Origin of the sequence: Microbacterium sp. CCH5-D1, from assembly GCF_001557335.1 — a bacterium.
Taxonomy (GTDB): domain Bacteria; phylum Actinomycetota; class Actinomycetes; order Actinomycetales; family Microbacteriaceae; genus Microbacterium; species Microbacterium oxydans.
The window spans coordinates 1-25,250 of sequence record NZ_LSJW01000236.1 but is presented as its reverse complement, the minus strand read 5'-3'; the positions used below and the strand labels follow the sequence as shown (position 1 = coordinate 25,250).

At 68.2% G+C, this 25,250-nt stretch carries 29 protein-coding genes; 6 read left to right on the top strand and 23 right to left on the bottom strand.

Features of this window, described 5'->3' with window-relative positions:
* The 10 genes from pheT to AX744_RS13935 form a co-directional block, all read right to left on the bottom strand.
* On the bottom strand, window positions 1-1,940 hold a 1,940-nt coding region (pheT, locus tag AX744_RS13980), incomplete at its 3' end, for a phenylalanine--tRNA ligase subunit beta (RefSeq protein ID WP_061017523.1).
* Window positions 1,940-2,980 carry a phenylalanine--tRNA ligase subunit alpha gene (gene pheS, locus AX744_RS13975; RefSeq protein ID WP_046749026.1) on the bottom strand — a complete coding sequence of 347 codons (1,041 nt, stop codon included), beginning with the start codon at window positions 2,978-2,980 and terminating at the stop codon, window positions 1,940-1,942. The genes pheS and pheT, both read right to left, overlap by 1 nt.
* A 42-nt stretch (window positions 2,981-3,022) precedes the next feature.
* Entirely contained in the window at window positions 3,023-3,925 is a 903-nt protein-coding gene (locus AX744_RS13970; RefSeq protein ID WP_141370101.1) for an amino acid ABC transporter permease, read from the bottom strand.
* Window positions 3,922-4,569: an amino acid ABC transporter permease gene (locus AX744_RS13965; RefSeq protein ID WP_046749025.1), complete on the bottom strand. Its 648-nt coding sequence runs from the start codon at window positions 4,567-4,569 to the stop codon at window positions 3,922-3,924. The genes AX744_RS13970 and AX744_RS13965 overlap by 4 nt, the downstream gene beginning before the upstream one ends.
* 79 nt (window positions 4,570-4,648) lie before the next feature.
* The gene (locus AX744_RS13960) at window positions 4,649-5,566 is read right to left on the bottom strand and encodes a glutamate ABC transporter substrate-binding protein (RefSeq protein WP_046749024.1); all 918 of its coding nucleotides are present in this window, start codon (window positions 5,564-5,566) and stop codon (window positions 4,649-4,651) included.
* Between the two features lie 56 nt (window positions 5,567-5,622).
* The gene (locus AX744_RS13955) at window positions 5,623-6,369 is read right to left on the bottom strand and encodes an amino acid ABC transporter ATP-binding protein (protein WP_045263329.1); all 747 of its coding nucleotides are present in this window, start codon (window positions 6,367-6,369) and stop codon (window positions 5,623-5,625) included.
* A 254-nt stretch (window positions 6,370-6,623) separates the two neighbouring features.
* The gene (locus tag AX744_RS13950) at window positions 6,624-7,586 is read right to left on the bottom strand and encodes a TAXI family TRAP transporter solute-binding subunit (protein WP_046749023.1); all 963 of its coding nucleotides are present in this window, start codon (window positions 7,584-7,586) and stop codon (window positions 6,624-6,626) included.
* Window positions 7,583-8,959 carry a sensor histidine kinase gene (locus AX744_RS13945; RefSeq protein WP_058632211.1) on the bottom strand — a complete coding sequence of 459 codons (1,377 nt, stop codon included), beginning with the start codon at window positions 8,957-8,959 and terminating at the stop codon, window positions 7,583-7,585. The genes AX744_RS13950 and AX744_RS13945 overlap by 4 nt, the downstream gene beginning before the upstream one ends.
* 3 nt (window positions 8,960-8,962) lie before the next feature.
* A complete protein-coding gene (locus tag AX744_RS13940) occupies window positions 8,963-9,634 on the bottom strand; it encodes a response regulator transcription factor (RefSeq protein ID WP_061017520.1) in 672 nt (223 codons plus the stop codon).
* 36 nt (window positions 9,635-9,670) lie between these two features.
* Window positions 9,671-10,483 (bottom strand): TrmH family RNA methyltransferase, encoded by an 813-nt coding sequence (locus tag AX744_RS13935; RefSeq protein WP_045263330.1) that lies wholly within the window; start codon window positions 10,481-10,483, stop codon window positions 9,671-9,673.
* Window positions 10,484-10,540: 57 nt separating this feature from the next.
* On the opposite strand from AX744_RS13935, the gene AX744_RS13930 reads away from it, so the two are divergent.
* The gene (locus AX744_RS13930) at window positions 10,541-10,993 is read left to right on the top strand and encodes a ribosomal maturation YjgA family protein (protein ID WP_082738533.1); all 453 of its coding nucleotides are present in this window, start codon (window positions 10,541-10,543) and stop codon (window positions 10,991-10,993) included.
* 8 nt (window positions 10,994-11,001) lie between these two features.
* Here AX744_RS13930 and rplT read toward each other — a convergent pair whose 3' ends face one another.
* From rplT to infC, 3 genes are all read right to left on the bottom strand, one after another.
* A complete protein-coding gene (gene rplT, locus AX744_RS13925) occupies window positions 11,002-11,388 on the bottom strand; it encodes a 50S ribosomal protein L20 (protein ID WP_017202428.1) in 387 nt (128 codons plus the stop codon).
* Window positions 11,389-11,422: 34 nt separating this feature from the next.
* A complete protein-coding gene (rpmI, locus tag AX744_RS13920) occupies window positions 11,423-11,617 on the bottom strand; it encodes a 50S ribosomal protein L35 (protein ID WP_017828564.1) in 195 nt (64 codons plus the stop codon).
* Between the two features lie 72 nt (window positions 11,618-11,689).
* Entirely contained in the window at window positions 11,690-12,331 is a 642-nt protein-coding gene (infC, locus tag AX744_RS13915; protein WP_082108707.1) for a translation initiation factor IF-3, read from the bottom strand.
* A gap of 231 nt (window positions 12,332-12,562) precedes the next feature.
* Between infC and AX744_RS13910 the strand changes: the two genes are divergently transcribed.
* On the top strand, window positions 12,563-12,961 hold the full coding sequence (locus AX744_RS13910; RefSeq protein WP_046749018.1) for a DUF1844 domain-containing protein: 399 nt from the start codon (window positions 12,563-12,565) through the stop codon (window positions 12,959-12,961).
* Here the strand turns inward: AX744_RS13910 and AX744_RS13905 are convergent.
* From AX744_RS13905 to AX744_RS13875, 7 genes are all read right to left on the bottom strand, one after another.
* Entirely contained in the window at window positions 12,954-13,382 is a 429-nt protein-coding gene (locus AX744_RS13905; protein WP_058632210.1) for a hypothetical protein, read from the bottom strand. The two genes, AX744_RS13910 and AX744_RS13905, sit on opposite strands and share 8 nt — an antisense overlap.
* Window positions 13,383-13,405: 23 nt before the next feature.
* Window positions 13,406-14,203: an SseB family protein gene (locus AX744_RS13900; protein ID WP_046749016.1), complete on the bottom strand. Its 798-nt coding sequence runs from the start codon at window positions 14,201-14,203 to the stop codon at window positions 13,406-13,408.
* Window positions 14,187-14,933 carry a bifunctional 1-(5-phosphoribosyl)-5-((5-phosphoribosylamino)methylideneamino)imidazole-4-carboxamide isomerase/phosphoribosylanthranilate isomerase PriA gene (gene priA, locus AX744_RS13895; protein ID WP_046749015.1) on the bottom strand — a complete coding sequence of 249 codons (747 nt, stop codon included), beginning with the start codon at window positions 14,931-14,933 and terminating at the stop codon, window positions 14,187-14,189. The genes AX744_RS13900 and priA overlap by 17 nt, the downstream gene beginning before the upstream one ends.
* Window positions 14,934-15,036: 103 nt before the next feature.
* Window positions 15,037-15,672 carry an imidazole glycerol phosphate synthase subunit HisH gene (hisH, locus tag AX744_RS13890; RefSeq protein WP_058632209.1) on the bottom strand — a complete coding sequence of 212 codons (636 nt, stop codon included), beginning with the start codon at window positions 15,670-15,672 and terminating at the stop codon, window positions 15,037-15,039.
* The gene (gene hisB / locus AX744_RS13885) at window positions 15,669-16,286 is read right to left on the bottom strand and encodes an imidazoleglycerol-phosphate dehydratase HisB (protein ID WP_046749013.1); all 618 of its coding nucleotides are present in this window, start codon (window positions 16,284-16,286) and stop codon (window positions 15,669-15,671) included. The genes hisH and hisB overlap by 4 nt, the downstream gene beginning before the upstream one ends.
* The gene (locus tag AX744_RS13880; RefSeq protein WP_058632208.1) at window positions 16,283-17,368 is read right to left on the bottom strand and encodes a histidinol-phosphate transaminase; all 1,086 of its coding nucleotides are present in this window, start codon (window positions 17,366-17,368) and stop codon (window positions 16,283-16,285) included. The genes hisB and AX744_RS13880 overlap by 4 nt, the downstream gene beginning before the upstream one ends.
* A gap of 81 nt (window positions 17,369-17,449) precedes the next feature.
* Window positions 17,450-17,818 (bottom strand): LysM peptidoglycan-binding domain-containing protein, encoded by a 369-nt coding sequence (locus AX744_RS13875; RefSeq protein ID WP_046749011.1) that lies wholly within the window; start codon window positions 17,816-17,818, stop codon window positions 17,450-17,452.
* 290 nt (window positions 17,819-18,108) lie between these two features.
* On the opposite strand from AX744_RS13875, the gene lexA reads away from it, so the two are divergent.
* On the top strand, window positions 18,109-18,795 hold the full coding sequence (gene lexA, locus AX744_RS13870; protein WP_046749010.1) for a transcriptional repressor LexA: 687 nt from the start codon (window positions 18,109-18,111) through the stop codon (window positions 18,793-18,795).
* A gap of 127 nt (window positions 18,796-18,922) precedes the next feature.
* The gene (locus AX744_RS13865; RefSeq protein WP_061017518.1) at window positions 18,923-20,803 is read left to right on the top strand and encodes a S9 family peptidase; all 1,881 of its coding nucleotides are present in this window, start codon (window positions 18,923-18,925) and stop codon (window positions 20,801-20,803) included.
* A 21-nt stretch (window positions 20,804-20,824) separates the two neighbouring features.
* Here the strand turns inward: AX744_RS13865 and smpB are convergent, their stop codons facing one another.
* The 3 genes from smpB to ftsE form a co-directional block, all read right to left on the bottom strand.
* Window positions 20,825-21,301, bottom strand: coding sequence for an SsrA-binding protein SmpB (gene smpB / locus AX744_RS13860; RefSeq protein WP_046749008.1), 477 nt, complete (start codon window positions 21,299-21,301; stop codon window positions 20,825-20,827).
* 63 nt (window positions 21,302-21,364) lie between these two features.
* Window positions 21,365-22,279: a permease-like cell division protein FtsX gene (ftsX, locus tag AX744_RS13855; protein WP_046749007.1), complete on the bottom strand. Its 915-nt coding sequence runs from the start codon at window positions 22,277-22,279 to the stop codon at window positions 21,365-21,367.
* Complete coding sequence (ftsE, locus tag AX744_RS13850; protein ID WP_046749006.1) at window positions 22,276-23,424, bottom strand: cell division ATP-binding protein FtsE; 1,149 nt, start codon at window positions 23,422-23,424, stop codon at window positions 22,276-22,278. Before ftsE ends, ftsX begins: the two co-directional genes overlap by 4 nt.
* Before the next feature lie 184 nt (window positions 23,425-23,608).
* Here ftsE and AX744_RS13845 point away from each other — a divergent pair, with 184 nt between their 5' ends.
* Complete coding sequence (locus AX744_RS13845) at window positions 23,609-24,670, top strand: DUF2510 domain-containing protein (protein ID WP_061017517.1); 1,062 nt, start codon at window positions 23,609-23,611, stop codon at window positions 24,668-24,670.
* Between the two features lie 198 nt (window positions 24,671-24,868).
* Window positions 24,869-25,250, top strand: a 382-nt coding sequence (locus tag AX744_RS21050) for a DUF2510 domain-containing protein (RefSeq protein ID WP_231728820.1), incomplete at its 3' end; no start/stop codon positions are given.

The window sequence follows — 25,250 nt, the reverse complement described above, 5'->3', positions numbered from 1 at the left end:
CGCGGTGCGACATGGCCGGTGAGGAGTCCGGAGACGAACCGGTGCTGTGGCGGGATCGAGGCGTTCAGCTCCGCGAGCGTCTCGTCGGACGGACGCTCCCCCAGCGGCGGCACCTCATCGGTGCCGTACTGCACACCCGGCTCGGGCAGGAAGACCACCCCGGTCTCGAAGATCGCGAGGTCGGTGAGCCCGCGGGAGATGTTGCGGTGCGCGGTCTGCAGCAGACCGGGGATCAGCGACCGGCGCAGGTACGGCGCCTGCCCGTCGAGCGGATTCGCCAGACGGATGCTCGGCAGGTGCTCGCCCGACGCGGAGCCGTGCAGATCGTTCTGCGCCTCCGTGGTGAACGGGAACGACGGCGTCTCGACCAGCCCCGCAGCAGCCAGAGCATCGGCCACGCGGCGGCGGCCCTGCTGGTGCGCGGTGAGGCCGCGCCCGGAGGGAGGCGTCGGCAGCACCGAGGGGATGCGGTCGAGCCCGTGGATGCGGGCGACTTCCTCGGCGAGCGTCCACTTGTCGGTGAGGTCGGGGCGCCAGGTCGGCGGGATGACCGTCCACCCGCCCTGGGTCCCTGAGCCGGTCGAAGGGCTGACCTCCGCGCCGATCGTCGTCAGCGCACCGGTGATCTCTTCATCGGTGTAGTCGACGCCGATGAGCCCCTGCACGAAGCCGGCGGGCAGCTCGATCTCCGCGACGAAGACCTCGGTGAACAGTGCGCCGCCCTCCTCCGTGAGCGTGCCCCCGGCGAACTCGACCATGAGGTCGGCCGCGCGCCGGGCCGCGACGAAGGGGATCAGCGGGTCGACGCCGCGCTCGAAACGCTTGGACGCCTCACTGGGCAGCTTGTGACGACGAGCCGAACGGGCGATCGTGGTCGGGTCGAAGCTCGCCGCCTCGATCATCACGTTCCGGGTGGAGTCGCTCATCTCCGTCGTACCGCCGCCCATGACGCCGGCCAGACCGATCGGACCCGACTCGTCTGTGATGAGCAGGTCTTCGGTGTGCAGCGCGCGCTCGACGCCGTCGAGGGTGGTCATCTTCTCGCCCTCGTGCGCGCGGCGAACCGTGATCCCCCCGGTGAGCTTGTCGAGGTCGTAGCCATGCAGCGGCTGTCCGAGCTCGAGCATCACGTAGTTGGTGATGTCGATGAGCACGCCCAGCGACCGCATGCCGGCGAGGCTGAGCCGCGCCACCATCCACGGAGGAGTCGGACGTGAGGGATCGACGTCGCGGACGACGCGGGTCACGAACTCGCTGGCGCCGACGTTCCCACGCACAGGTGCGACGTCGTCGACCACGGTCGTGTGTCCGGTGCCCGGCTGGAGTTCGGCGAAGTCGCGCTCCGCCGGGTCGTGGAAGGTCGCTCCGGTCGCGTGCGCGTACTCACGAGCCACCCCGCGCAGGGAGAAGGCGTAACCGCGGTCGGGCGTGACGTTGATCTCCACCGCGACGTCGTCGAGGCCGAGCAGGGCGATCGCGTCGGTGCCGACGGGCGCATCGATGCCGAGGTCGGACAGCACGACGATGCCGTTGTGCTCGTCACCGAGTCCCAGCTCGCGCGCAGAGGCGATCATGCCGTCCGACACATGACCGTAGGTCTTGCGGGCGGCGATCGGGAACGGACCGGGCAGCACCGCACCGGGCAGGGTCACGACGACCTTGTCCCCGACGACGAAGTTGTGCGCGCCGCAGACGATGCCACGGATGCCGCCGTTCGCCTCGCCGACGTCGACCTGGCACCAGTTGATGGTCTTGCCGTTGGACTGGGGCTCCGGCTCGAGCGAGACGACTTGGCCGACCACCACGGGGCCCGTGATGTCGAAGCGGTGCACGTCCTCCTCTTCGAAGCCGACGGTCACCAGGGCCGCGAGGACATCCTCGGGCGTGGCGTCCGCTGCCAGATCGACGTACTCACGCAACCACGAAAGCGGGACGCGCATCACACCACCATCCCGTACTGCTCGCTGAATCGGACATCGCCCTCGGCCATGTCGCGCATGTCCTGGACGTCGCTGCGGAACATCAGGCCCCGCTCGATGCCCATGCCGAACGCGAAGCCGCTGTATTCCTCCGGATCGATCCCTGCCGCGCGCAGCACGTTCGGGTTGACCATGCCGCAGCCGCCCCACTCGATCCAGCGCGCACCGCCCTTGAAGGTGGGGTGCCACAGATCGAGCTCGGCGGACGGCTCGGTGAAGGGGAAGTAGTTGGTGCGGAAGCGCGTCTTGGCCTCGGGGCCGAAGAGCAGCTTCGCGAAGTGGTCGAGCGTGCCCTTGAGGTGCGCCATCGTGATGCCCTTGTCGATCACGAGTCCCTCGAACTGCGTGAACACCGGCAGGTGCGTGGCGTCGAACTCGTCGGTGCGATACACCCGGCCGGGGCACAGCACGTAGATGGGCACCTCGCGGTCGAGCATCGAGCGCACCTGCACCGGGCTCGTGTGCGTGCGCATCACGAGGTGACGCGAGGGCGGGTCCACGTAGAACGTGTCCTGCTCCTGGCGTGCGGGGTGGTCCACATCGAAGTTCAGTGCGTCGAAGTTGAACCACTCGTGCTCGAGCTCCGGTCCCTCCGCGATCTCCCAGCCCATGCCGACGAAGATGTCGCACACCTGGTCCTGCAGGAGCGTGAGCGGGTGTCGGGCGCCGACGCGCGTGCGCGAGGGCACGGCGGTGATGTCCACCCGCTCGGACTCGAGGCGCGCGGCGACCTCGGCCTCGGCGAGCTCGGCCTCCTTCGCGGCCAGCGCCTGGGTCACCTGCCCTCTCCCCTGGCCCACGAGCTTGCCGAATGCGGCCTTGTTCTCGGGAGCGACCTGGCGCATCGAGGCGTTCAGTACCGCGAGCGGCGATCCGTCGGCGACGTGTGCGGCGCGGGCTGCTTTCAGCTCGGCGGTGTCGGCGGCTGCGGCGATCGCCGCGAGGGCATCGGCAACAGCGGACTCGACCGCTTCCGGGGTGATTTCAGGAGACTCTGACACGAGAATCGAGTCTACCGGGGGCGTGCGGGTCCCTTTCGCGGATCAGCGCGCCTTCTCGGACCCATCTCCCTGCAGCACGATGAGCGAGGTGTTGGTCTCGCCTCCGTGCTGGCGGGGATCCGGCACCGCAGGCCCTGCCTTCGGCGAGCGCTTGGCACGCTTCTGCAGGCGGTAGGCGATGTAGGAGAGCAGGAGACACACGGCCACGTACATCGATCCGCCGACGATCGCCGCGGGGATCAGCGGGGAGCCGTAGGGCGCCTGGTTGCCGATCTGGTTGATGACGTAGAGGAGCTCCTTGTACGTGATGATGAAGCCGAGCGCGGTGTCCTTGAGCGCCACGACGAGCTGCGCGATGATCACCGGCATCATGGCCCGGACGGCCTGCGGGATCAGGATGAAGTACATCACCCCGGTCTTCCGCAGTCCGATCGCGTAGCCGGCCTCCTTCTGCCCGCGCGGCAGCGACTCGATCCCGGCACGGAGCACCTCGGCGAGCACGGAGCCGTTGTAGACGATCAGGGCGATCACGACGGCCCAGTACGGCGGCATCTTCACGCCGATCACCGGAAGGCCGTAGTACAGCAGCATCATGAGGATGAGCACGGGCACCGCTCGCAGCACCTCGATGATCCACCGGACCGGCTCACGCACCCAGGCGTGCTCCGAGAGGCGGCCGATGCCGAGAAGGAAACCGAGGACGATGGATCCGACGCCGGCGACCGCGAACGCGGCCAGCGTGGCCAGCAGGCCTTCGCCGAAGCGGACCCAGACCGCGGAGAACGTGAAGATGTTCCACTTCTCTGCGGAGAACTGCCCGGTGGCGAACAGCCTCCACACCACCCAGCCGAGCACCGCGAGGACCACGAGCACCGTGGCGACTCCGATGAGCCTGTTGCGGGCGACGGCACGGGGGCCGGGGACGTCGAAAAGGACGGAACTCATCGCGCGATCCTCCACTTGTTCTCGAGAACGCGCTGCACCCAGGCGAGCAGCAGCACCAGCACCACGAACAGGACCATGACCCACAGGAGCACGACGAGCGCGTTCTCACCGCGTTCGCTGAGCGCCGCGCGGATGGTGCCGAGGTTGACGACCGAGAACCCTGCGGCCACCGTGGTGTTCTTCATGAGGGCGATGAGCACGCTCATCATGGGCGGGACGACGGAGCGCGTCGCCTGCGGCAGCACCACGTAGCGCATGACCTGGCCGAAGTTCAGGCCGATCGCCCGTGCGGCTTCCGCCTGGCCGACCGGCACGGTGTTGATGCCGGCTCGCAGCGCCTCCGCCACATAGGTCGCGGTGTAGATGCCGAGCGCGATCACGGCCAGCAGCAGGGAGTTCACCCGCTCCCCCAGCAGGATCGGAAGGCAGAAGGCGAAGAAGAACATGACCAGGGTCAGCGGTGTGTTGCGGATCCAGTTCACGTACACGCCACCGACGGCGCGGGCGATCGGAACCGGCGAGACACGTGCGGCCCCGACGATGAGTCCGAGGACCAGCGCGATGATGCCGCCGCCGAGGAACAGCACGATGGTTCCCCACAGTGCCTCTCCCCAGAGGTCGAGGTGGTCGGAGATGACTCCCACTGCTGCTCCTGTCGATTCGGGTTCTCGAAAGTGTCCTGCATGAGCGGGGCGGCCGACCATGCCGACCGCCCCGCGGAGATCAACCGACCGGGTCGACCTCGGGCTGCGTCGCCTTGACGCCGGAGGCGCCGAGGTTGTTGTCGAAGATCTGCTGCCAGATCTCGCCACCGTCGGTCAGCTGCGTGTTGAAGTACTCCACGAGGGCGTCGTCACCCTTGGCGACGCCGATGCCGTAGCGCTCCTCGCTGAAGGGCTCACCGACGACCTTGAGGTTGTCCGGGTCCTGAGCCGCGTAGCCGATGAGGATCGCCTCATCGGTGGTGACCGCGTCCACCTGGCCGTTCTTCAGGTCCTCGACGCACTTCGAGTACGTGTCGTACTCCTTGGTGGGCACGTCGGGGTAGTTCGTCTTGATGTTCTGGATCGGCGTCGAGCCGGTCGCCGAGCAGACGGTCGTCGAGGAGTCGAGGTCGTCGACGCTCTTGATATCGCTGTCAGCTGCCACGAGGAGGCCCTGACCGGTGACGAAGTACGGACCGGCGAAGGAGATCTGCTCCTTGCGCTTGTCGGTGATGGAGTAGGTGCCGACGTAGTAGTCGATGTCGCCGTTCACGATGGCCTGCTCGCGGTTCGCGGAGGCGATCGCCTGGAACTCGATCTTCTCCGGGTCGACACCGAGCGATGCCGCCATCCAGCGGGCGATGTCGACGTCGAATCCGGTGCGGTCACCGGTCACGGGGTCGAGGTAGCCGAGACCGGGCTGGTCCTCCTTGACGCCGACCTTGATCTTTCCGGACGACTCGATCCGGTCGAACGTCGGGCTGCCGTCGATGCTGACGTCGGTCAGGACGGTCCAGGGCGTGCTGCTGGAGGAGTCACCTTCGTCGCCGCCTTCCGGGGCTCCCGTGCTGGACGGGGTTCCGCTGTTGCAGGCGGTGAGCGTCAGCAGCGCGGCTGCCGCGATTCCGATGCCTGCCAGTGTCCGTGTGCGTCGCATGTGCGTCTCCTTCGTGTGCTGTGTGTGCAGGGTCTGTGTGTGAGTGTGCGGGCGCGTCAGTGCGTGAGGAGCTTCGAGAGGAAGTCCTTGGCGCGATCGCTCTTCGGGTTCGTGAAGAACTCCTCGGGAGTCGCCTCCTCCACGATCCGTCCGTCCGCCATGAACACGACGCGGTCGGCGGCCTTGCGCGCGAAGCCCATCTCGTGCGTGACGACGATCATCGTCATCCCGTCCTGGGCGAGTTCGACCATGACGTCGAGCACCTCGTTGATCATCTCGGGGTCGAGCGCACTGGTGGGCTCGTCGAACAGCATCACCTTGGGCTGCATCGCGAGAGCGCGGGCGATGGCCACGCGCTGCTGCTGACCACCGGAGAGCTGGGCAGGGAGCTTCGAGGCCTGCTGGGCCACGCCGACGCGCTCAAGCAGCATCATCGCCTCCTTCTCGGCGTCGGCCTTCTTGATGCCGCGCACCTTGATCGGCCCGAGAGTCACGTTCTCGAGGATCGTGAGGTGGGCGAAGAGGTTGAACGACTGGAAGACCATGCCGACGTCGGCGCGCAGATGAGCCAGGCCCTTGCCCTCGGCCGGGAGCTCCTTGCCGTCGATGCGGATGCTCCCGCTGGTGATCGTCTCCAAGCGGTTGATCGTGCGGCACAGTGTCGACTTCCCGGAGCCGGACGGGCCGATCACGACGACGACCTCCCCCGAGTTCACGGTCAGATCGATGTCGGTGAGCGCCTGGAAGTCGCCGTAGTGCTTCTGGACGTTCTCGACCACGACGAGCGGGGTATCAGAGGTCATCATTTCTCCAAACTAGCCACGTCGGGCGCGGGTCTCCAGGCACCTCGGTGAGATTTACACGTTCGTAATCACCTGATCGCGGCACCAATGCTGCTGTGCATGGGTACCCCGCGGCCCGCCCCCACGGGCCGCGGAATCGTCCTGCTGCGATGCGCCAAAGACAGTTGTGCAGCAGGCGACGATCGTGCGCGATCGACCTCACAATGGCAGAGCGCCGGCCCCGCTGTCAGACTTCTTGAGGATTTCTTGAGCAGTCAACCGCGCAGGTCGCGGTAGTAGTCGATCGCACCATCGTGGAGAGGGACCGGACCGGTGAAGATCGCCGAGCGCCGATCCAGCAGCGCCGCGGTCGGCACCTCCCCCGCGATGCGCAGTCGCGCGTCGAAGAGCCCGGCCAGGACATCGTGCACGACGGCATCCGGCGTGGACGCGGCGGTGACGAGATAGTTGGGAACGGCCATCGTCGGCGCGGAGTCCGGCAGGCCGTATGTCCCCGCGGGGACATCGGCCTGCCGATAGGCATGCGAGTACCGTTCGTTCACGGCATTGACCCACTCGGGCTCGATCGGGAGCAGACGCACCGGAGCCCGCGAGGACAGTTCGGCCACGCCGGGAGTGGGCAGGCCCCCAACCCAGAAGAAGCCGTCGATCTCACCACGCTCCATCGCACCGATCGACGCGCTGAGGTCGAGCTGGGGGTCGCGGACGGAATCGAGCGCGACGCCTGCCGCGTCGAGCACTCGGCCGGCGATCACGTTGACGCCGGAGTTCTCGGCGCCGAGGGAGATGGTGCGGCCGGCAAGATCGCCGATGTCGTCGATGTCCGAATCCCCCCGCACCACGACCTGAACGTACTCGTCGTACAGGCGGGCGAGAGCCTCCACCTCCAACGGCCGCTCGAAGGCGCCGGTGCCCGACACCGCGTCGGCGGCGGCATCCCCCTGCGCGAATCCGAGCAGGGCCTCGCCCGAACTCACCCGCAGCAGGTTGTCGACCGATCCCGCGGTCTCCTGCGCGACCATCCGGAGGTCCAGCCGGTCCGACAGCTCTTCCGCCAGGTGGCTGCCGTAGTCGTAGTACACACCGGTCGAGCCCCCGCTGGCGATCGCGTACTCGACGTCGCTCCACTCGTCGGAGCGAGGGACGCACGCGGTCAACCCGGTCAGCAGCACGAACGCGAGTCCTCCCGCGAGAAGTCCCCTGGCGGCCGACCTCATGGCGTGGACCCGTCGTGCAGGACGAGCGCGACCTCGAGTCCGCCACCCTGTGCCGAAGAGACCGCCAGCTCTCCCCCGATCGTCTCCAGCAGATCGCTCGCGATCGCCAGCCCGAGTCCTGACCCCGGTGTGTCCCCGGTGTCGGCGTTGCGCCAGAACCGGTCGGTCGCCGCAGCTGCCTGCTCGTCGGTGAGGCCCGGGCCGTGATCGCGGACCGTGATCCGACAGACGCTTCCTTCCCGTCTCGCCCCGATCTCGATGTGCGCCCCCTCGGGCGAGAACTTCACGGCATTGTCGATCACGGCATCCAGCGCGCTCTCCACGATCGTGCGGTCGGTCACGCTCATCACCGATGACACACCGGTGGAGCGCAGCCCGACTCCGCGCTGAGCCGCGACATCGCGCCATGCTTCCCGGCGACGAGCGGCCAGAGTCGCCAGATCCACAGCGGAGACGGTCGAGTCGCCACGGCCGCCGCGCGCGAGGCCGAGAAGTGTCTCGAGGATGCGGGTCATCCGGCGCCCCTCCTCCCTCGTCTCCTCGACGTCGCCCTGCCACTCGTCGCCGAGTCCCGTCGCCAGATGCTCCACTCTCAGTAGCAGAGCATTGAGGGGGTTGCGCAGTTCGTGTGAGGCGTTGAGCGCGAACTCCTGCTGCCTCGTCATCACCCGTTCGATCTCGTCGGCCATGCCGTTGAACACCTGCGCCATGCGGCGGAGCTCCGGCGGACCGTCGTCCGCAGCAACGCGCGCGTCCATCTCGCCGCGCTCGATCGCGACCATGGCCTCGTCAAGACGGCGCACCGGCGAGAGCACCCAACGCGCGAGCCGGAACACCAGGAGCACGCCGAGCGCGATGAGCACGCCCGCGATCGCCGAGATGAGCAGGAGCTGGTGCAGGATCGCGGCGCGCGGAGCCGCCACATCTCCGGCGACGAGCACGGCGCCTATCACGTCACCGTCATCGAACACCGGCTCGGCCAATGCGGAATCCGAGACGCTCCACGGGAACACCACCGTCGGCTGCTCGGCTCGTCGACCGGAGAGCGCCAGCTTGACGCGCTCGGCATCGTCTTCGCGAAGCACCGCCGGGTCCTGATCCGCTGCGGCCCACACGCCGCCCCCGAGATCGAACACGGTCACCTCGATCCCGTAGACCTCGCGGAACCGCTCCACCTCCGCCTCGATCACGGCAGCACTGCCGGAGCGCAGAGCCTGGCGCGCGCTCGTGACGAAGTAGCCGAGGTCGCCGATCTGCTGCGCATAGAACGCCTGCTGCACGCTCTGGGCGGCGCTCCACCCCGCGGCACCGCCGAGTCCGGCCAGGATCGCGACGAGCGGTATCAGGAACACGAGGATGAGGCGACGACGCACGACTCAGGACCCTGCCAGCCGATAGCCGACCCCGCGGACCGTCTCGATGACCCCGCGGACCCCGGTCTTCTTCCTGATCGCCCCGACGTGCACCTCCAGAGAATGGCCGAATCCTCGCCAGTCGGTGTTCCACACCTCGCGGATCAGCCGGTCCTTCGGCACCGCCACTCCCGGGTAGCGGGCCAGGACGGCGATGATGTCGAACTCCTTGCGCGTGAGGTCGACGGCCGCGCCGTCGACCAGCACCTGGCGAGCGATCAGATCGACCTGCACGCCGCCTCCGTGGAGCAGGACGCGCGCATCCGCCTCGGGCCTCATCGGCCTGGATCGCCGTGTGACCGCCTCGATCCGCGCCAGGAGCTCGTGCACATCGTAGGGCTTCACCACGAAGTCATCGGCTCCGGCGCGGAGCCCTTTGATGCGCTCCGCGACCTGGCTGCGGGCGGTCACGATCACGATCGGGACCTCGGAGCGGCCCCTGATCCGGCGACACAGGTCGACCCCGTCGACGTCGGGCAGACCGAGATCGAGCAGCACCACCTCGGTGTCCGCTCCGAGAAGACCCAGTGCAGACGCTCCATCCGCCGCACGGACGGTCGCGTACCCGGACCGGGCGAGAAACGCCTCCAGTGCGCCTGCGACCCGGTCGTCGTCTTCGACGATCAGAATCCTCATCGACTCCGCTTCCCGCTTCCCCCGGCGTCCGTCACCTCAGTCGACGGACGTCGCCCGCTGAGCGAATGCGCTTTCATACAGGCAGACGCTGGCGGCCGTCGCCAGATTGAGCGACTCGGCTCGGCCGAAGATCGGAAGCTTGAGCACGCGGTCCGCGAGATCCAGCGCCTCGTCTTCGAGTCCGCGCGCCTCGTTGCCGAAGAGCCATCCCGTCGGCTCGGCCAGCACGCCCTCCGCGCGCGCTTCCAGCAGGTCATCCCCCTTCACATCCGCCGCGAGGATGCGCAGACCTGCGGCGTGAGCACGCTTCACGACTTCGGCGAGGTCGCCCCCGACCGAGACGGGAAGGTGGAACAGGGACCCTGTGGTCGCGCGCACCACCTTCGGGTTGTACGGATCGACGGTGCGACCGGTCAGGACGACGGCATCCGCACCCGCGGCATCTGCTGCCCGGATGATCGTGCCGAGGTTCCCTGGATCCCGTACCTCCTCGCAGATCGCCACCAGTCGCGGCGAGGCGTCGAAGATGTCGCGCACCGACGTCGGCGTCTGCTGCACGACGGCGACGAGGCCTTGCGGTGTGACGGTGTCGGCCATGGCGTTGAGCACGTACTCGGTGACGTACTCGACCTCGATGTCCGCCTCTGCGGCCTTCGCGCGGATGTCGGGGTGCCGCTCCCAGCCGTTCGGCGTCGCGAAGAGCTCGACGATCGCCTCGGGACGGTAGGTGAGCGCCTCGCGCACCGACTGCGGGCCCTCCAGAAGGAACAGGCCTGTCTCAGTCCTCGCGCTGCGTTTGGTCAGCTTCGCGACAGCACGGACTCGGGGCGAACGGGGGTTCTCCAGCACGATCACAGTCTAGGGAACGCACGGCCCTCTCCCGCACCATCCGGGTAGGGTGCCTGCATGACGATCGATGCCGCGGTGAGGAGCTCCCGTCGGCGGATCGTCCTCGCAGTGCTCGCCGTCGCGACGGTCGCGATCGGGCTCGTCATCCATCGCAGTGGGGGCGGGGTCGTGGGCGACGTCATCGGCGATGCGCTGTACGCCGTGCTCATCTATCTGCTCGTCGCCCTGATCGCCGCGCGGTGCCGCCCCCTCGCGCCGGCCCTCGTCTCCTTCGTGTTCTGCGCCGGCGTCGAACTGTTCCAGCTCACCGGTATCCCTCGCGAGTGGGGATCGGCACTCCCCCCGATCCGCCTCGTCCTCGGCTCCGGATTCGATGGACGCGACATCCTCGTCTACGCGGGTGCCGTCGCCATGGCCGCTCTCGTCGACCTCGCGGTCAGCCGCGCGGCAGTCCTCGCCACGCCGGAAAACACCACAGGGCGCCCTCCCGAAGGAGAGCGCCCTGTGTGAAGAGGTGCTTACGCAGCCGACTTCGGCGCGTTGACGTCGGAGGGAAGAGCCTTCTTCGCCGTCTCGACCAGCGTCGTGAACGTGGCAGCGTCGTTGACCGCGAGGTCGGCGAGCATGCGACGGTCGACCGTGACACCCGCGAGGCCGAGGCCCTGGATGAAGCGGTTGTACGTCATGCCGTTCTGGCGGGCCGCAGCGTTGATGCGCTGGATCCACAGACGACGGAAGTCACCCTTGCGCTTGCGACGGTCACGGTACGAGTAGACCAGCGAGTGGATGACCTGCTCTTTGGCCTTGCGGTAGAGGCGCGAACGCTGTCCGCGGTAACCGGAGGCGCGCTCGAGGATGACCCGGCGCTTCTTGTGGGCGTTTACTGCCCGCTTGACTCTTGCCATTTTCCTGTGTTCCTATTCGTGCGTTCGGCGCGCGTCAGCGACCGAGAAGCTTCTTCGCGACCTTGGTGTCAGCCTTCGACAGGACCTGGTCCTGGTTCAGACGACGCGTGCGACGGCTCGACTTGTGCTCGAGGTTGTGGCGCATCCCGGCCTGCTGCTTCTTCAGCTTTCCGCTGCCGGTGATCTTGAAGCGCTTCTTAGCACCCGAGTGGGTCTTCTGCTTCGGCATCTTCTCTTCCTTCGTATGGCGCCTTCTCAGGCGACGGTGTCAACCCGCGGTGCGGGAGTTCTGGGGCGGGTACTACTCCGCAGTGGTGGCGGCGGCCTCGTTCTTCGCCTCGCGCGCAGCCTGCTTCTTGTCCGCGCGCTGAGCATCGCGCACGGCGTTCTGCTCCTGCTTCGCCTCGGACTTGCTCTTGAGCGGAGCCACGACCATCACCATGTTGCGACCGTCGATGGTCGGGTTCGACTCGACGGTGCCGAACTCGGCGACATCCTCGGCGAACTTGCGCAGCAGACGCACACCCTGCTCGGGACGCGACTGCTCGCGACCGCGGAACAGGATCATGGCCTTGACCTTGTCGCCGGCCTTGAGGAAGCCCTCGGCACGCTTGAGCTTGGTCGTGTAGTCGTGAGCCTCGATCTTCAGACGGAAGCGCACTTCCTTGAGGATCGTGTTCGCCTGGTTGCGGCGAGCTTCCTTTTCCTTCTGGGCGGCCTCGTACTTGAACTTGCCGTAGTCCATGATCTTGACGACGGGCGGCTTCGAGTTCGGGGCGACCTCGACGAGGTCGAGATCGGCTTCCTGCGCGAGGCGCAGTGCGGCTTCGATGCGGACGACGCCGATCTGCTCACCCGCGGGGCCGACGAGGCGGACCTCGGGGACGCGGATGCGCTCATTGGTACGGGGATCGCTGATGCGGAACTCCTTAGACGATGTGATTCGGCCACCGCGACGCTGTCTGCATCACGGGCGAAATCGGAATCGTCCCCACCCACCGGCATTCAGACGCCGGCTCCGCACCCTGTCTACCGGCTCCTTCTTTCGAACGGAGCCGGTGGAGTGCAAGACCCGGTAGCCTTGAACGGCAAGCGCGGGTGGGAAGTGAATCCTCTTTCGTTCCGGAGCATGACGCTCCGGAGCCCGCCAAAGTCTAACAGAAAGCAAGGCGAAGTGACGAACCAGGCACCGGACGAGGCGGCACGCGAGCGCGAAGAGCGTTGGGCACGTCAGGAGGAGGCCGCATCGTCGGCCACCCGCGACATCGCCGATGTACCCGCAGTCGAGGTGATCACCACCGCCGCCGTGCACCTCATGAGCGCGGCAGCCGTCAAGCTCGGGCTCGCCGACGATCCGGACGCCGCAGCGCAGCTCGACCTCGACGAGGCGCGCAAGCTCATCAACTCCCTCGCCGGGCTCATCACCGCCGGCGCTCCGGAGATCAGCGACATGCACGCGCGGTCCCTGCGCGACGGTCTCCGCTCACTCCAGCTCGCCTTCCGCGAGGCGTCCACGATCCCCGATCCGATCGGCAAGGGACCGGGCGAGAAGTGGACCGGTCCGGTCAACTAGCTGCCGCGGGCTCGACGACCAGAGGGTCGGCCGAGGCCGGGCCGGGGCACTGCCCTTCGGTGCGAGTCCAGGAGATCTCCTGTTCCGACTCATGGATGACGGCACCCTGCGCATCGAACAACCGGATGTCGACCAGGTCGGGCGTGGACATGTCGAAGGACATGCTCCATGTGCCGTCGGCCGACGGAGACGCCGAGAACAGGTTCGCGGACGAGCTCGCATCCTCCCCCGGCCCCGGTGAGCACTGCCCGTCCGCGCAGAACTGGAGGTCGGTCGCCGCCGGGAAGGCGCTCACGTCGACGACGACCGTGCTGATGTAGGCGATCGCCGGGCACGCGTTGACCACGCAGCCGGAAGTGCCGGCGACGGCGCCTCCGAGCAGCACGACGGCGGCGAGAGCTCGCAACAGAGTCCGGGGCATGTCCCCGAGCGTAGCGAAGCGGTTCAGGCGCTGCGGCGGAGCTTCACGGTGAGGGAGTCGACGAGCACGGCGATCCGGTCGTCCGATGCCCAGCGAGACGCGAGACGCGAGAGCACGGCGTCGAGCACCTCGCGTTCGAGTCCGTCGACCAGCTCGAGGACCACGATGAGCTCGGGCCCGCGCAGACGGGCGTCGGGGTCCCCGGAAGCCACCGCCACGTCGATGACGGCCAGTTCGTGGGCCACGCTCTCCTGCAGCGCCGTGAACACCTCGGTCGACAGGAAGCTCGGCTCCCAGCGCTGCTCCTGAGCGATCGCCCACACGGCAGGACGCCGGATGACGAACTCGGTGTCGGACGTCGGGTCGAGCACGATCAGGTCGGTGTCCTCCGACGAGGCGGCCAGCGCCGCGCGGATAGCCTCGACGGGGATGGGTCGCGCCGTCGGGTCCCACGCCTGCATCGCCTGGACCGACGAGAACACCGGCTGCACGCGCCGACCATCCGGAGCCGCGACCGTGACGATGGAGAGCTCCTGCGTCTTGTCAACGGTGAGGCCGTTGGGGGCGATCCCCTCCTCCCCCTTCTCCGCGATGAGGGGCACCAGCACACGGGCGGCACGGAAGGCGTCGACGACCTCGGACTGGCTGCCCTCGCCGGCGCGGAAGCGCAGCAGCGCCGCCAGCAGCGCGGGGTCGGCGGAACCGTCGTCCGCGGCGTGCGGATTCGACTCGAAGCTGCGCCCCTCCCACGGGACGCCTGCTGAATCGCCGTGGTTGTGCGGCTCGGGGCCGCACGCGTGCGCGTCAGTCTCCTGCGACATCCAGTGCCTCAGCCAGCGTGAAGGCGCCGGCGTAGAGTGCCTTGCCGACGATCGCGCCCTCGACGCCCAACGGCACGAGGTCGCGGAGCGCGGCGATGTCGTCCAGGCTCGAGATGCCGCCTGACGCGACCACCGGCTTAGGGGTGCGGGAGGTGACCTCACGGAGAAGGTCGAGGTTCGGACCGCGGAGGGTTCCGTCCTTCGTGACGTCGGTGACCACGTAGCGGCTGCAGCCGGCGTCTTCGAGGCGGTCGAGCACCTCCCAGAGGTCCCCGCCCTCCTTGGTCCATCCGCGGGCGGCGAGCGTCGTTCCGCGCACATCGAGACCGACGGCGATCGCCTCGCCGTAACGGCCGATCACGTCGGCAGCCCACTCCGGATTCTCCAGCGCCGCCGTGCCCAGGTTGATCCGCGTCGCGCCGCTCTCCAGAGCCGCCTCCAGCGTCGCGTCGTCGCGGATACCACCCGAAAGCTCGATGTTCACGCCCTTGAACTGCTTGATGACCTTGCGCAGGATCGGCGCGTTGCTGCCCCGACCGAAGGCCGCGTCGAGGTCGACCAGGTGGATCCAGGAGGCGCCCTGCGACACCCACTCCCCTGCGGCGTCCAACGGGTCGCCATAGCTGGTCTCGGTTCCGGCCTCGCCCTGAGTCAGTCGGACGGCCTTGCCCCCGGCGACATCGACCGCGGGAAGGAGCGTGAGCGAGGGGGACTGCGCGAAGTCGTTCATGGGGTCCTTGGATCGGGAAGCTCTTCGGCCCGGTGCGGGCACGAGAACCGAGGGTAGTCCGCCGGGCGGCGGGGAACAAAACGGGTGACGTCGGCGGGCGTCGTCAGAGACTCTCGACCCAGTTGCGCAGCAGCTGGATACCTGCTTCGCCGGACTTCTCCGGGTGGAACTGCGTCGCCGACAGCGGGCCGTTCTCCACGGCGGCGAGGAAGGGATCGCCGTAGGTCGTCCAGGTCAGGACGGGTTCCGGGAACGGCGGAATGACATCGAGCTGCCAGGACTGGGCGGCGTAGGAGTGCACGAAGTAGAAGCGCTCCTGCTCGATGCCGCGGAAGAGCACGCTGTCGGAACCGGGCGCGACGGTGTTCCAGCCCATGTGCGGAAGCACCGGCGCGTTGAGCTCGGTGACGGCTCCGGGCCACTCTCCGAGCCCTGCGGTGTCACGCCCACGCTCGACGCCGTGCTCGAACAGCACCTGCATCCCGACGCAGATGCCGAGGACGGGACGGCCACCGGCCAGACGGCGGTCGATGATCTCGTCGCCTCCGTGCGCACGCAGGGCATCGCGAACCGCTTGGAACGCGCCGACGCCGGGAACGACCAGGCCGTCCGCCTCGAGGGCGGTGGTGCGGTCGCGCGTCAGCACGGCGTCGGCACCGGCAGCCACGAGAGCCTTGACGGCCGAGTGGACGTTGCCCGACTCGTAGTCGAACACCGCGACGCGAGGAGCCGACGTCACAGCGCGCCCTTGGTGGACGGAATGCCGTCGACGAGCGGATCCAGCGCCTTCGCCTGACGGAACGCACGCGCGAACGCCTTGTACTCCGCTTCCGCGATGTGGTGCGGGTCTCGGCCGCCGAGCACACGCACGTGCACCGTGAGAGCGGCATTGAACGTGATGGCTTCGAAGGAGTGGCGGACGAGCGACCCTGTGAAGTGTCCGCCGATCAGGTGGTGCTCGAACCCCTCGGGCTCCCCCGTGTGCACGAGGTACGGGCGGCCCGAGATGTCGACCACGGCCTGCGCGAGCGCCTCGTCGAGGGGGACGAGTGCGTCTCCGTACCGGGAGATGCCGGACTTGTCGCCGAGGGCTTCGAGGATCGCCTGTCCGAGCACGATCGAGACGTCTTCCACGGTGTGGTGTGCGTCGATGTGGGTGTCACCGGAAGCGCGCACGGTGAGGTCGGTCAGCGAGTGCTTCGCGAACGCCGTGAGCATGTGGTCGAAGAAGGGCACCGAGGTGTCGATGTGGCTCGCGCCGGTCCCGTCGAGGTTCAGCTCGAGCTCGACGGTGGACTCCGACGTGCGGCGCACACGGCTCGCGGTGCGCGGGGTCGGTGCGGAAGTGCTCATGAAGCCGATCCTATCGAGGCCAGAGCATCGAGGAACGCGGTGGTCTCGGCCTCGGTGCCCGCGCTCACCCTCAGGTGTCCTGGGATGCCGACATCGCGTACCAGCACCCCCTGGTCGTACAGCTGCTGCCAGGTGGCCTTCGGGTCGGAGACTCCACCGAACAGCACGAAGTTCGACCAGGATTCGTGCGGCTGGTAACCCAGCGCCTCGAGAGTCGCCGTGATGCGGTCGCGCTGCTCGACGATCTCCTCGACCATGCCGAGCATGACGTCGGCATTGCGCAGCGCCGCGATGGCCGCCGCCTGGGTGAGTGCGCTCAGGTGGTACGGCAGACGCACCAGCCGCAGCGCGTCGATGAACGCCGGGTCGGCCGCGAGATACCCGACACGGGCCCCGGCGAACGCGAAGGCCTTGCTCATCGTGCGCGAGACGGCCAGACGCGGCCGCCCCTCGAGCAGCGTCAGTGCGGAGACCGCGTCATGCGGCGCGAACTCCTGGTAGGCCTCGTCGACGATCACTATGCCCCTGGCAGCCTCGTACACCGCTTCGATGACGTCGAGTCCGAGTGGCGTGCCGGTGGGGTTGTTGGGAGAGCAGAGGATGACCACGTCCGGCTCGGCGGCCCGCACCTGCTCGGCCGCCTCCTCCGGAGTGATGGTGTAGTCGGGCTGACGCGTGCCGGCGATCCACCGCGCACCGGTGCCCTGCGCGATGAGCGGGTACATCGAATAGGTCGGCGCGAACCCGAAAGCCGTGCGACCAGGGCCACCGAAGGCCTGCAGGATGTGCTGGAGCACCTCATTGGACCCGTTCCCCGCCCAGATCTGCTCGGGGACGAGACCGTGGCCCAGGTACTCCGCGAAAGACTCGCGAAGCGTGGTGAACTCACGATCCGGGTAGCGGTTGACATCACGGATAGCGACGGCGATGTCATCGAGGATGTCGCTCGCCACCGCATCGGGGATCGGATGCGTGTTCTCATTCACGTTGAGCGCGATGGGAAGCGGCGCCTGTGGAGCACCGTATGGCTTCAATCCGCGGAGATCGTCACGTAGCGGGAGATCGTTGAGGGAGAGGGTCACCCTTCCCATGCTAGGCGGCGCTTGAGGTTGATGACGCAAAGTCGCCGCCCCAGGAACTCCTCGTCTGAGCCCTCCGCCGGATCAGCGCGCGTACTGAGCCGGGATCGCCAGAGTCTGCCCGATCTGCAGCTCCCCACCGCGCAACAGGTTCATCCGGCTGATGTCGCCGATCACATCGCGCGGGTCGGCGTCGGGCGCGACGCCGGTGGCGATGGACCAGAGCGTGTCACCGGGCATGACGGTGACGGTCTCGACGCCGACGGGTGCGGTGTCGGCACCCGACGCGACCGCGCTGCCGCCGCTGAGCGCCGCGAACGCGATGCCGGCGGCGAGGGGCACCGACGCCAGGGCGAGCAGTACAGCGCGACCACGCGTCGTCAGCCGGAGTCTCGTCGAAGGACGGGGCGATGCCGGGATGACTGCTGCGGTGCTGAAGCCGATGCTGCTCATGTGGTGCTCCTTAGCCTGTCCCGGAGCGGTGAGGCTGCCGGGGAAGTTGGCGTAGCGTTCGCATTCACGACTCGGCCGGGAGCCGGGAATGCGAAGCTACGTACCGAAGATATCTTCGAGTTCGAACATCTGTCAAGTATTCTTCGAAACCACACCGGGGAAAGAGGCCGACACGCTCGAACAGATCTTCCAGATCGGCCCGATTCTCGGATACGGTTTCGATAAGGACACCCCACCACGGGCCTCCGACATTCGAAGAGGGACGTCGGATCACGCACTGAAGGAGCACCATGAGCGAGAACTCTGCCGCCGAGTCGGAGGCACCGCGCACGCGCCGCCGGAAGAGCCTCAGCCCGAAGCAGATGGCGATCCTCGAGGTCATCCAGAACTCGATCGCGAACCACGGCTATCCGCCGAGCATGCGCGAAATCGGAGACGCCGTCGGTCTCAAGTCCCTCTCCAGCGTCACCCATCAGCTCGGACAGCTCGAGCTGAGTGGCTACCTGCGCCGCGACCCGGGGAAGACCAGGGCGATGGAGGTGCTCATCGATCTGCCGGGCGCCAGCACCGAGAACCCGGCCGACGTCGCGACTCCCGTAGGCGACGCCGCGCTCGTCCCCCTGGTGGGACGGATCGCCGCCGGCGTGCCGATCACCGCGGATCAGCAGGTCGAGGAGATCTTCCCGCTCCCCCGCCAGTTGGTGGGCAAGGGCGACCTGTTCATGCTCAAGGTCTCCGGCGAGTCGATGATCGACGCCGCCATCTGCGACGGCGACTGGGTCGTGGTCCGCTCCCAGAACAGCGCGGAGAACGGCGAGATCGTCGCGGCGATGCTCGATGGCGAGGCGACGGTCAAGGTGCTGCGCCGCCGGGACGGCCACACCTGGCTCCTCCCCCGCAACTCGGCATTCGAACCCATCCTCGGCGACGAGTCCGTCGTCCTCGGCAAGGTCGTGGCGGTGCTCCGCGCCGTCTGACCCTCGATCCGGTCAGCGCGGACCGGGCCTGGTCGTGTCGGTGACCGTCTTCCCTTCGCGCGCTTCCACAGTGGTCGGGCCCACGGCGTGGCCGCACACGCGGTGCGACGCCGCATAGGCTCGACACATGTCGTCGTCCCCTTACGGTTCCTGGTCATCCCCGTTCTCCGCCGCCTCGGTCGCCGCGTCTTCACCGCGCATCGACGGCGGCCGTTTCGTCGGCTCGGAGATCTGGTGGGGCGAGTCGGTGCCGGCCCAGAAGGGCCGCGTGACGGTGCGGAGCTCCTCCGGAGCCGAGATCCTCCCCTCCCCCTGGAGCGCACGCTCACGTGTGCACGAGTACGGCGGGGGTGCGTGGACGGCGGACGAGCACGGCACGCTCTACTTCGTCGACGCGAACGACCAGCGGGTTCATCGTCTGAGCGTGGGAGGCGAGCCCGTTGCTCTCACCCCTCCCGGGCCCTCCCACGGCGGCCTGCGTGTGCAGTCCGGTCGACTGCTGGCCGTGCGCGAAGACCTCTCCCGCACGCCGCATCTCCGAGCGATCGTCGAGATCCCGCTCGACGGCTCCGCAGCCGAGGATGCGTCCGCGATCACGGTGATCGTGCAGGGCGATGGTTTCTTCGCCCACCCCGCGCTCTCCCCCGACGGCACCCGCGCCGCGTGGGTCGCGTGGGACAGGGGCCGCATGCCGTGGGAGGACGCGCACGTGCAGGTCGCCGAGGTCGGTGAGGACACTCCGCGCACGATCCCCTCACGGGCGGCGCTGCAGCCGGAGTGGCTGAGCGACTCGGAGTTGCTCTTCGCCGATGATCCGGGTGGGCGCTGGGCCCTGCAGCGCATCTCCCTGGACGGTGTGGTCCCGGTCGGCACCGCACGGCAGGTCTCACCCTCGGACGCCGACACGGGCTATGGACTCTGGGTCCTCGGCAACCGCTGGTATCAGCTGCTCGACGACGGCCGCGTCGTCGCCGTCCGGACGAACGGGCGCGACGAGGTCGTGGTGATCGATACCGATGATGCTGCCGACGACCGCGTCGACGTCATCTCGTTCCCCGGAGACGGCCATGTGAGCGTCGACGATGTCGACGGCACCCGCGTGCTCCTCTCCGGCAACGGTTCGCGTGCGAACGCCGGGCTGTGGTGCGTCGACGTCGTATCGGGTGCCACCGTGGCGGTGCGCGGCGGCGAACCGGTCGATCCGCAGTGGATGCCCGCTGCGATGCCGATCGAGATCCAGGGCCCGCACGGAGAGGTGCACGCGTTCGCGTACCCGCCGGCGAACCCGCACGCGACGGCTCCCGATCACGAGCTCCCGCCCTACATCGTCCTCGTGCACGGGGGGCCGACGGCGCACGTGACCGGGGCGGCGTCCGAGGCGATCGCGTTCTACACGAGCCGCGGCATCGGCGTGCTCGACGTGAACTACGGAGGTTCCACGGGGTATGGCCGCTCGTACCGTGAACGTCTCGACGGCCAGTGGGGCATCGTCGATGTCGACGACGTGATCGCCGCGGCCCGCGGTCTGGCGGACGCGGGCCTGGCCGACCCCGACCGGATCGCGATCCGCGGCGGGTCGGCCGGCGGCTGGACCGTGCTGTCGGCGCTGGTGCGGGGCGGAGCCTTCGCTGCCGGGATCAGCCGCTACGGGGTCGCCGATCTGCGCATGCTCGTCGCGGAGACCCACGATTTCGAGGCGTCGTACATCGACGGTCTGGTCGGCCCCCTCCCCGAGCACGAGCACCTGTACGTGGAGCGTTCACCGCTCACGCACGCCGACCGGATCGACGCGCCCGTGCTGCTGCTGCAGGGCGGCGAGGATCGCGTGGTTCCGCCCTCGCAGTCCGAGGCGATCCGAGACGCGCTCGCGGCACGCGGAGTCGACCACGAGTATGTGCTGTACCCCGCCGAGGGGCACGGATTCCGCAGCGCCGACACGATCGTCGACGCCCTCGAGCGCGAGCTGACGTTCCTCGGCCGTGTGTTCGGCTTCGAGCCGCGTCTGTGAGGACGGCTTCCCCCGCGAGGGTCACTCCCCCACGCGGTTGCGCAGACGCATGGCGCGGTCGGCTTCGCGGGTGTCCTGACGCTCACGCAGGGTCTGTCGTTTGTCGTACTCGCGCTTACCTTTGGCGAGGGCGATCTCGACCTTGGCGCGACCGTCGGAGAAGTACAGCTTCAGCGGGATGAGGGTGTATCCCCCTGCCGAGACGGCGTGGGCGATCTTCGCGATCTCCTCACGGTGCAGCAGCAGCTTGCGGATGCGCTTGGCCGAATGGTTCGTCCAATGCCCCTGCGAGTACTCCGGGATGTGCACTGAGTCGAGGAAGACCTCGTTCCCCTTGACGAACGCGTAGCCGTCGCTGAGGTTGGCTCGTCCCTGACGCAGCGACTTGACCTCGGTGCCGGTGAGCACCATCCCCGCCTCGTACGACTTCTCGATGGCGTAGTCGTGACGTGCGCGACGATTGGTCGCGACGACCTTCTCTCCGCGTTCCCTGGGCATGATGCTCTCCTGTTGCCGTGATGAGCCCGATCGATCGATCCGACCGAGCAGCCTTTCAGGCTATCAGGTGCGCAGCCAGCGTCGGATCGCGAAGCCCGCGGACAGGGCGGCGAGGATCACTCCGATGCCGATCAGCACCGGGACGACCAGTGCCGCGTCCTGCATCGTGACCCACGTCGTGATGAACGGCACCCTTCCCCGCAGATAGCCGTTGACGCCGAAGTGCACGCCGGCGACGACCGCGGCGCTGGCCAGGGCCGACCCCAGGAAGGCCGCGAACACGCCCTCCAGCACGAACGGGGTCTGGATGAAGCGGTTGGACGCTCCGACGAGGCGCATGATGCCGATCTCCTTGCGCCTCGCATACGCGGACAGGCGGATCGTCGTGCCGATCAGGAGAGTCGCGGCGATGAGCATGAGTACGGCGATCCCGACCGCGATGTAGGTCGCGACGGTCAAAGCGGAGAACAGGGGCTCCAGGTACTGCAGCTGATCCTTCACCTGCTCGACCCCAGCCTGTCCGCTGAAGGCTTCGGCGAGCACCTGGGACTGGCCGGGATCCTTCATGGTCACGAAGAACACTTCGAAGGCCTGGTCGGGAGTGAGCACGCTCGCCTGGTCCGCGCCGAGCTGGTCGACGAGTTTGGCGTAGGTCTCTTCCTTGGTGTCGAAGGTCATCGAGCTGATGAGCGGTTTGAGCGCATCGCCCTCGAGCTGCGCACGCACGGCTGCGACCTGCTCCTCGCTCGCCGCACCGTCGAGACACGTCTCGGATTCCGACACGGCCGAGCACATGTACACAGCCACCTGGGCGCGCTCGGCCCAGTAGCCGCGCATGACGCCGATCTGCCCCTGCATGAGGATCGCGGCGCCCACGAAGGTCAGGGACACGAAGGTGACCAGCACGACGGAGATCACCATCGAGATGTTCCGCCGGAGTCCGACGAGGGCTTCGGTCAGGATGAGTCCGATTCTCATGAGGTCGGGCCCACTTCCTCGTCGTCCTCGTCGGAGAGACCGAGGCGATCCGCGACACCGAGTTCGGCGACGTCGACCGTCGGCAGGACGATCGGATGCGTTCGCGGGCGTGCGGCCGGAGCGGGTTCGACGGCCGAAGGCGGCTCGACCACCGCGGGAGGTTCGACGGCAGCGGGAGGCTCGACCACGGCGGGGGGCTCGACGACGTTCGCAGCTGCGCCCTCCTGCACCGCGGGCTGCGGCTCCGGCGCTTCGACCGTGCGCGGGGCGGGCGGAACCACCGTCTCCCCGTCGCGATCGACTGCTGCCGCAGCCTGACGCTGACTGGCGAGCTCTTCTGCGAGTGCGGCACGCACCACCGAGAGATCGGCGGTCTGGCGCTGCACCTCCTGGACGGCGGTCAGTGCGGCAGCGGCTGCCGCGCCACGCACTTCCTCTGGCACGAGGCGCGGGATGTTGGACGTGTCGCCGTATCCGCCATGCACCTCATCGCGGACCATCTCGCCGTCGCGCAGCTCGATCACGCGGCGCTGCATCTGATCGACGAAACCGGCCTCGTGGGTGGCCATCAGCACCGTGGTGCCCCCCGCGTTGATGCGGGCGAGCAGCTGCATGATGTCGACCGAGGTCGCAGGGTCGAGGTTTCCGGTCGGCTCATCGGCGAGCAGAACCTGGGGCCGATTGACGAGAGCGCGCGCGATGGCGACGCGCTGCTGCTCACCGCCCGACAGTTCGTGGGGCATCCGCTTCTGCTTGCCGTCGAGGCCCACTAGAGCGAGAGCCTCAGGCACCGCCTGTTGGATGAAGCCGCGGGAGGCACCGGTCACCTGGAGCGTGAACGCGACGTTCTGATGGACGGTCTTCGACGGGAGGAGCCGGAAGTCCTGGAACACCGACCCGATATGGCGGCGGAAGTACGGCACCTTGCGGTTCGCGAGAGCTCGCAGGTCCCTCCCGAGCACCGCCACCCGTCCCGAGGTGGGGACGTCCTCGCGCAGGATGAGGCGAAGGCAGGACGACTTGCCGGAACCCGAGGCCCCGACGAGGAAGACGAACTCCCCGCGTTGCACTTCGAAGTCGACACCGGAGAGGGCGGGCTTCGACGTCCCGCGGTAGCGTTTCGTGACGTTCTCGAACCGAATCATGGCGCTACGAGCCTAAGCGCGGGCGCTTCCCTGACGGCGAGCGACACCCCGCACAGGCACGTCATCCCTCGGCCCGGATGGGGATTGCTCCCCATGCACACGCCACTGCCGCGTCACCTGCCACTGCTATACATGAAGATGCCGACCGCACGAAGCGGTCGCCGAATTCTTTCGAGGGGGAGCCATGACGACACCTGCAGGTTGGTACGACGACGGATCCGGACGGCAGCGCTGGTGGGACGGCCAGCAGTGGACGGAGCACTTCGCCCCTGAGGCGACGGATGCGGGGTCGGCCTCTGAGGAGCCGAACGTCTCCGAGACCACGCCGATCGAGGACACGGTCATCGAGGAGACGGTGATCGGAGACACGGCGATCGAAGACACGGTGATCCGTCCGTCCGAGGAGACGGTGATCATTCCCGAGGAGCACGGCTCCTCGGCCCCCGCGGACCAGGGCGATGTCGATGCTGCGGGTGCGACCGCCGCGACGACCCCGCTCGGCGACGACCTCGGCGCCTACTCCGCGCCGGCGGCCCCTCCCGCATACCCGGCAGCCGCGCCCGGACAGTCCACGGACGCCTACCCCGGCGTCGCACCTGCGTACCCCGGCACCACGACGGGCTACCCCACCGCCGCCCCCTACGGGCAGCCGGTCTCCGAGGAGCCGAAGAAGCTCTCGGTCCTGGGGCTCGTCGGTCTCGGTGTCGCTGCGCTCGGCACGATCCTGGTCTTCATCCCGGTCGTCGGGTTCATCGGCTTCGTGCTGCTCGCGGCCGCCTTCGTCGTCTCGCTGATCTCGCTCTTCCTGAAGGGCAAGAAGTGGCCGGGCATCGCGGGCCTCGTCCTCGCGGTCGTCGGCACCATCATCGGGATCATCATGTCGTTCGTCTACCTCTTCGCCTTCGCACAGGGCGTGAGCGAGGAGATCGACAAGCTGCCCACCTCCTCCCCCTCGATCGAGGCATCGGCACCGCCGGAGAGCGAGGGGCCCGACGCCGGTGTGCGTCCGACCTCGCCGGAGGTGGCGCAGGGACTGACCGCCATCCTCGCCTCGTCGGGCGCTGAGGGGTACACGGAGCCCCAGGTGTCCTGCCTCGCGGATCTGCTCGTGGCCTCGGATCTCGACAACGCGACGTTGCGCACGATCGCGGACAGCGACGGCAACCTCACCGACACGGACGCTCTGTACGGTGTCGCCGAGGTGCTCAGCGATACCGAGGCGATCACGGCCTGCCTCGTTCCCTGAGCGACGTCAGCTCAATTCAAGAAGGCCTCGAGGGCAATGGTCTCGAGGCCTTCTTCGTGTGATCGAACCGGTATTCGACACAGGGGCGTCCCCGGCGCTACCGTCATCTTTGACGGCCGCCCCTCGCAGAACGGCCGGCGTCGCGAGGACGACCTCACCACGCAATCGCCGACCGAGAAAGACGCACGGAAACGCCTGATGACAACACCTGCCGGCTGGTACGACGACGGCTCCGGGAACCGACGGTGGTGGGATGGGCTGAGCTGGACGGAGCATGTCGTCACCGGGCACCCCGCTGCCGTCACGGAATCGGAGGTCACGACCTCGACTGCCGAGGACGCGCACGTCGCTGCTGACCCGACGGCGCCCGCAGCGGCGACGGACCCCGGGGTCCCGACGACCGCCGCCACGGGTCAGCCCCTCGGGACCGTGGCCGACCTCGAACCCGCGCCCTTCGCCCCGCCGTACACGCTCGCGCACCAGATGCCTGCCTCCCCCGCCGGGACGGTGCCCTCGAACGGTGCGATCTCCGCTCCATACGGCGGGTATCCGGCAGCCTCGTGGCCCACGCCCTCCACCC

What these genes read in the sequence shown, in the direction of transcription:
- hisB (WP_046749013.1), bottom strand. Translation starts at nt 16,286, where the DNA reads ATGAGCACTTCCGCACCGACCCCGCGCACCGCGAGCCGTGTGCGCCGC.
- AX744_RS13845 (WP_061017517.1), top strand. Translation starts at nt 23,609, where the DNA reads ATGACGACACCTGCAGGTTGGTACGACGACGGATCCGGACGGCAGCGC.
- AX744_RS13905 (WP_058632210.1), bottom strand. Translation starts at nt 13,382, where the DNA reads ATGCCCCGGACTCTGTTGCGAGCTCTCGCCGCCGTCGTGCTGCTCGGA.
- AX744_RS13960 (WP_046749024.1), bottom strand. Translation starts at nt 5,566, where the DNA reads ATGCGACGCACACGGACACTGGCAGGCATCGGAATCGCGGCAGCCGCG.
- ftsX (WP_046749007.1), bottom strand. Translation starts at nt 22,279, where the DNA reads ATGAGAATCGGACTCATCCTGACCGAAGCCCTCGTCGGACTCCGGCGG.
- AX744_RS13900 (WP_046749016.1), bottom strand. Translation starts at nt 14,203, where the DNA reads ATGTCGCAGGAGACTGACGCGCACGCGTGCGGCCCCGAGCCGCACAAC.
- smpB (WP_046749008.1), bottom strand. Translation starts at nt 21,301, where the DNA reads ATGCCCAGGGAACGCGGAGAGAAGGTCGTCGCGACCAATCGTCGCGCA.
- rplT (WP_017202428.1), bottom strand. Translation starts at nt 11,388, where the DNA reads ATGGCAAGAGTCAAGCGGGCAGTAAACGCCCACAAGAAGCGCCGGGTC.
- AX744_RS13970 (WP_141370101.1), bottom strand. Translation starts at nt 3,925, where the DNA reads ATGAGTTCCGTCCTTTTCGACGTCCCCGGCCCCCGTGCCGTCGCCCGC.
- rpmI (WP_017828564.1), bottom strand. Translation starts at nt 11,617, where the DNA reads ATGCCGAAGCAGAAGACCCACTCGGGTGCTAAGAAGCGCTTCAAGATC.
- priA (WP_046749015.1), bottom strand. Translation starts at nt 14,933, where the DNA reads ATGAACGACTTCGCGCAGTCCCCCTCGCTCACGCTCCTTCCCGCGGTC.
- AX744_RS13930 (WP_082738533.1), top strand. Translation starts at nt 10,541, where the DNA reads ATGACGATCGATGCCGCGGTGAGGAGCTCCCGTCGGCGGATCGTCCTC.
- AX744_RS13865 (WP_061017518.1), top strand. Translation starts at nt 18,923, where the DNA reads ATGTCGTCGTCCCCTTACGGTTCCTGGTCATCCCCGTTCTCCGCCGCC.
- ftsE (WP_046749006.1), bottom strand. Translation starts at nt 23,424, where the DNA reads ATGATTCGGTTCGAGAACGTCACGAAACGCTACCGCGGGACGTCGAAG.
- AX744_RS13950 (WP_046749023.1), bottom strand. Translation starts at nt 7,586, where the DNA reads ATGAGGTCGGCCGCCAGGGGACTTCTCGCGGGAGGACTCGCGTTCGTG.
- AX744_RS13875 (WP_046749011.1), bottom strand. Translation starts at nt 17,818, where the DNA reads ATGAGCAGCATCGGCTTCAGCACCGCAGCAGTCATCCCGGCATCGCCC.
- lexA (WP_046749010.1), top strand. Translation starts at nt 18,109, where the DNA reads ATGAGCGAGAACTCTGCCGCCGAGTCGGAGGCACCGCGCACGCGCCGC.
- AX744_RS13955 (WP_045263329.1), bottom strand. Translation starts at nt 6,369, where the DNA reads ATGACCTCTGATACCCCGCTCGTCGTGGTCGAGAACGTCCAGAAGCAC.
- AX744_RS13940 (WP_061017520.1), bottom strand. Translation starts at nt 9,634, where the DNA reads ATGAGGATTCTGATCGTCGAAGACGACGACCGGGTCGCAGGCGCACTG.